We start from the raw sequence: 5,550 nt of genomic DNA, 5'->3' as shown, positions 1-5,550 counted from the left end.
GGGTGTGTTGTTTGAGAACTCAATAGTGTGTTTGGTGGTTTTTGTTTGTTTGTTTTTTGCCATGCTCTTTTTTCTCGTTTAGGGGTGTGGTTGTTTTATTGAAGATGCCAGTTTTTGGTGTCTTGTGTTTGTGATCGGATTTTTCTGATTCGGATTCACCTGTGCCTTTGGGTGTGGGTTGTTTTTGTTTGGAGAGTTTGATTCTGGCTCAGGACGAACGCTGGCGGCGTGCTTAACACATGCAAGTCGAACGGAAAGGCCCTTCGGGGTACTCGAGTGGCGAACGGGTGAGTAACACGTGGGTGATCTGCCCTGCACTTCGGGATAAGCCTGGGAAACTGGGTCTAATACCGGATATGATCATGCGCCTCCTGGTGTGTGGTGGAAAGCTTTTGCGGTGTGGGATGGGCCCGCGGCCTATCAGCTTGTTGGTGGGGTAATGGCCTACCAAGGCGTCGACGGGTAGCCGGCCTGAGAGGGTGTCCGGCCACACTGGGACTGAGATACGGCCCAGACTCCTACGGGAGGCAGCAGTGGGGAATATTGCACAATGGGCGCAAGCCTGATGCAGCGACGCCGCGTGGGGGATGACGGCCTTCGGGTTGTAAACCTCTTTCAGCACAGACGAAGCGCAAGTGACGGTATGTGCAGAAGAAGCACCGGCCAACTACGTGCCAGCAGCCGCGGTAATACGTAGGGTGCGAGCGTTGTCCGGAATTACTGGGCGTAAAGAGCTTGTAGGTGGTTTGTCGCGTTGTTCGTGAAATCTCACGGCTTAACTGTGAGCGTGCGGGCGATACGGGCAGACTAGAGTACTGCAGGGGAGACTGGAATTCCTGGTGTAGCGGTGGAATGCGCAGATATCAGGAGGAACACCGGTGGCGAAGGCGGGTCTCTGGGCAGTAACTGACGCTGAGAAGCGAAAGCGTGGGGAGCGAACAGGATTAGATACCCTGGTAGTCCACGCCGTAAACGGTGGGTACTAGGTGTGGGTTTCCTTCCTTGGGATCCGTGCCGTAGCTAACGCATTAAGTACCCCGCCTGGGGAGTACGGCCGCAAGGCTAAAACTCAAAGAAATTGACGGGGGCCCGCACAAGCGGCGGAGCATGTGGATTAATTCGATGCAACGCGAAGAACCTTACCTGGGCTTGACATGCACTAGAAAGCCGTAGAGATACGGCCCCCCTTGTGGTTGGTGTGCAGGTGGTGCATGGCTGTCGTCAGCTCGTGTCGTGAGATGTTGGGTTAAGTCCCGCAACGAGCGCAACCCCTATCTTATGTTGCCAGCGCGTGATGGCGGGGACTCGTAAGAGACTGCCGGGGTCAACTCGGAGGAAGGTGGGGATGACGTCAAGTCATCATGCCCCTTATGTCCAGGGCTTCACACATGCTACAATGGCCGGTACAAAGGGCTGCGAATCCGTGAGGTGGAGCGAATCCCTTGAAAGCCGGTCTCAGTTCGGATCGGGGTCTGCAACTCGACCCCGTGAAGTCGGAGTCGCTAGTAATCGCAGATCAGCAACGCTGCGGTGAATACGTTCCCGGGCCTTGTACACACCGCCCGTCACGTCATGAAAGTCGGTAACACCCGAAGCCGGTGGCCTAACCCCTCGTGGGAGGGAGCCGTCGAAGGTGGGATCGGCGATTGGGACGAAGTCGTAACAAGGTAGCCGTACCGGAAGGTGCGGCTGGATCACCTCCTTTCTAAGGAGCACCACGAGACTCATGGCCCGCCCACATCGTGTGGGGGTTCGGTGACCTGGGCGATTCGTTGGATGGCTTGTCACCTGTAGTGGGTGCAGGTCTGGTGCATAGACGAACAACTGACCGGTTCGAGAGACTCCTTCGGGGGTCGTCCGGTCGAGAATAATTGCCAAACACACTGTTGGGTCCTGAGACAACAGGCCCGTCACCGCTTCGCCCCGCATGGGGAACCGGTGGTGATCGATGATCCCGTTGGGGGTCGTTGGCGTGTTGTTGCCCTACTTGGTGGTGGGGTGTGGTGTTTGATTCGTGGATAGTGGTTGCGAGCATCAAGCTGGCATCGTGTGCGTCTGGAATTTCCTTCGCAAGGAGGGGTTTCGGGCGCTAAGTGGTGTTGGTTTGTTGTGGTGTAATTTCAATGAATCTCATTTTTTGGTTTTTTGTGTTGTAAGTGTTTTAGGGCGCATGGTGGATGCCTTGGCATCAGAGGCCGATGAAGGACGTGGGAGGCTGCGTTATGCCTCGGGGAGCTGTCAACCGAGCGTTGATCCGAGGATGTCCGAATGGGGAAACCCAGCACGAGTGATGTCGTGTTACCCGTCACTGAATACATAGGTGGCGGGGGGTAACGCGGGGAAGTGAAACATCTCAGTACCCGTAGGAAGAGAAAACAATTGTGATTCCGTGAGTAGTGGCGAGCGAAAGCGGAGGATGGCTAAACCGCATGCATGTGATACCGGGTAGGGGTTGTGTGTGCGGGGTTGTGGGACCCAAGTTTCTGGAGCTACCTCTCTGGAGGGCAGTGAGAAAGTGTCGTGGTTAGCGGAAGTGGTCCTGGGATGGCCTGCCGTAGACGGTGAGAGCCCGGTACGTGAAAACCCGATGCCTGCCTTGTTTGGTGTTCCCGAGTAGCAGCGGGCCCGTGGAATCTGCTGTGAATCTGCCGGGACCACCCGGTAAGCCTGAATACCTTCTGATGACCGATAGCGGATTAGTACCGTGAGGGAATGGTGAAAAGTACCCCGGGAGGGGAGTGAAAGAGTACCTGAAACCGTGTGCCTACAACCCGTCAGAGCCCTCCTTCGTGGTGGGGTGATGGCGTGCCTTTTGAAGAATGAGCCTGCGAGTCAGGGACATGTCGCGAGGTTAACCCGGGTGGGGTAGCCGCAGCGAAAGCGAGTCTGAATAGGGCGTATCCAATCCATGGGGATTGGTGTAGTGGTGTGTTCTGGACCCGAAGCGGAGTGATCTACCCATGGCCAGGGTGAAGCAGCAGTAAGATGTTGTGGAGGCCCGAACCCACTTAGGTTGAAGACTGAGGGGATGAGTTGTGGGTAGGGGTGAAAGGCCAATCAAACTCCGTGATAGCTGGTTCTCCCCGAAATGCATTTAGGTGCAGCGTTGCGTGTTTCTTGCTGGAGGTAGAGCTACTGGATGGCCGATGGGCCTCACAAGGTTACTGACGTCAGCCAAACTCCGAATGCCGGTAAGTGAAAGCGTGGCAGTGAGACGGCGGGGGATAAGCTCCGTGCGTCGAGAGGGAAACAGCCCAGATCGCCGGCTAAGGCCCCTAAGCGTGTGCTAAGTGGAAAAGGATGTGCAGTCGCGAAGACAACCAGGAGGTTGGCTTAGAAGCAGCCACCCTTGAAAGAGTGCGTAATAGCTCACTGGTCAAGTGATTGTGCGCCGATAATGTAGCGGGGCTCAAGCACACCGCCGAAGCCGCGGCAACGAACCACCCCTTGGGGTGGCGTTGGGTAGGGGAGCGTCCTGCACACCGGTGAAGCCACCTAGTGATGGTGTGGTGGAGGGTGTGGGAGTGAGAATGCAGGCATGAGTAGCGATAAGGCAAGTGAGAACCTTGCCCGCCGAAAGACCAAGGGTTCCTGGGCCAGGCCAGTCCGCCCAGGGTGAGTCGGGACCTAAGGCGAGGCCGACAGGCGTAGTCGATGGACAACGGGTTGATATTCCCGTACCCGTGTGTGTGCGTCCGTGATGAATCACCGGTACTAACCACCCAAAGCTTCGATCACCAATCACCTTCGGGTGGGCGGGGTCGAGGGGCTGCGTGGGACCTTCGGTGGTAGTAGTCAAGCGACGGGGTGACGCAGGAAGGTAGCCGTACCAGTCAGTGGTAATACTGGGGCAAGCCGGTAGGACGACATCTAGGTAAATCCGGGTGTCACATAGTCCGAGAGGTGATGCATAGCCGAGTGAGGCGAATTCGGTGATCCTATGCTGCCAAGAAAAGCCTCTAGCGAGTGCAAACACGGCCCGTACCCCAAACCGACACAGGTGGTCAGGTAGAGAATACCAAGGCGTACGAGTGAACTATGGTTAAGGAACTCGGCAAAATACCCCCGTAACTTCGGGAGAAGGGGGGCCCCTTGCTGTGAACCGGCTTGCCCGGGGCAGCGGTGGGGGGTCGCAGAAACCAGTGAGAAGCGACTGTTTACTAAAAACACAGGTCCGTGCGAAGTCGCAAGACGATGTATACGGACTGACGCCTGCCCGGTGCTGGAAGGTTAAGAGGACCGGTCAACCCCTTTCGGGGGGTGAAGCTGAGAATTTAAGCCCCAGTAAACGGCGGTGGTAACTATAACCATCCTAAGGTAGCGAAATTCCTTGTCGGGTAAGTTCCGACCTGCACGAATGGCGTAACGACTTCTCAACTGTCTCAACCATAGACTCGGCGAAATTGCACTACGAGTAAAGATGCTCGTTACGCGCGGCAGGACGAAAAGACCCCGGGACCTTCACTACAACTTGGTATTGGAGTTCGGTTCGGTTTGTGTAGGATAGGTGGGAGACTGTGAAATTCACACGCCAGTGTGGGTGGAGTCGTTGTTGAAATACCACTCTGATCGTATTGGGCTTCTAACCTCGAACCGTATATCCGGTTCAGGGACAGTGCCTGGTGGGTAGTTTAACTGGGGCGGTTGCCTCCTAAAATGTAACGGAGGCGCCCAAAGGTTCCCTCAACCTGGACGGCAATCAGGTGTTGAGTGTAAGTGCACAAGGGAGCTTGACTGCGAGACGTACATGTCGAGCAGGGACGAAAGTCGGGACTAGTGATCCGGCACCCCCGAGTGGAAGGGGTGTCGCTCAACGGATAAAAGGTACCCCGGGGATAACAGGCTGATCTTCCCCAAGAGTCCATATCGACGGGATGGTTTGGCACCTCGATGTCGGCTCGTCGCATCCTGGGGCTGGAGCAGGTCCCAAGGGTTGGGCTGTTCGCCCATTAAAGCGGCACGCGAGCTGGGTTTAGAACGTCGTGAGACAGTTCGGTCTCTATCCGCCGCGCGCGTCAGAAGCTTGAGGAAACCTGTCCCTAGTACGAGAGGACCGGGACGGACGAACCTCTGGTCTACCAGTTGTCCCACCAGGGGCACCGCTGGATAGCTACGTTCGGACAGGATAACCGCTGAAAGCATCTAAGCGGGAAACCCCCTCCAAGACCAGGCTTCTCACCCATTAAGTGGGATAAGGCCCCCCGCAGACCACGGGATCGATAGACCAGACCTACAAGCCCAGTAATGGGCGCAGGGAACTGGCACTAACCGGCCGAAAACTTACACACACCCAATATCGGGTAACAAAAACCCAAATACAGGGATTCACGTGTAAGCACCACAAAAACTCGCAACCACAATTATTCCGCGCAATCAACCACACCACACCCCACCACCAAAAACACGGGGCTGCAAAAAGAAAATAGAGTTACGGCGGCAACAGCGGCAGGGAAACGCCCGGACCCATCCCGAACCCGGAAGCTAAGCCTACCAGCGCCGATGATACTGACCCTCCGGTCGGAAAAGTAGGACACCGCCGAACACCCTTTA

3 rRNA genes are annotated in these 5,550 nt (G+C 56.2%); all 3 read left to right on the top strand.

Features of this window, described 5'->3' with window-relative positions:
* The first annotated feature begins 185 nt into the window (after positions 1–185).
* The 3 genes from SLQ33_RS33485 to rrf all read left to right on the top strand — a co-directional run bounded on the left by SLQ33_RS33485 (position 186) and on the right by rrf (position 5,542).
* Positions 186–1,705, top strand: a 16S ribosomal RNA gene (locus tag SLQ33_RS33485).
* 445 nt (positions 1,706–2,150) lie between these two features.
* Positions 2,151–5,288: ribosomal RNA gene (locus SLQ33_RS33480) — 23S ribosomal RNA — on the top strand.
* A gap of 141 nt (positions 5,289–5,429) precedes the next feature.
* A 5S ribosomal RNA gene (gene rrf, locus SLQ33_RS33475) occupies positions 5,430–5,542 on the top strand.
* Together the 16S, 23S and 5S rRNA genes form the textbook arrangement of a ribosomal RNA operon.
* Positions 5,543–5,550 lie beyond the last annotated feature (8 nt).

It is taken from the genome of Mycobacterium sp. RTGN6, from assembly GCF_033804605.1.
Classification (GTDB): Bacteria; Actinomycetota; Actinomycetes; order Mycobacteriales; family Mycobacteriaceae; genus Mycobacterium.
This window is presented reverse-complemented; position numbering and strand designations above follow the sequence as displayed.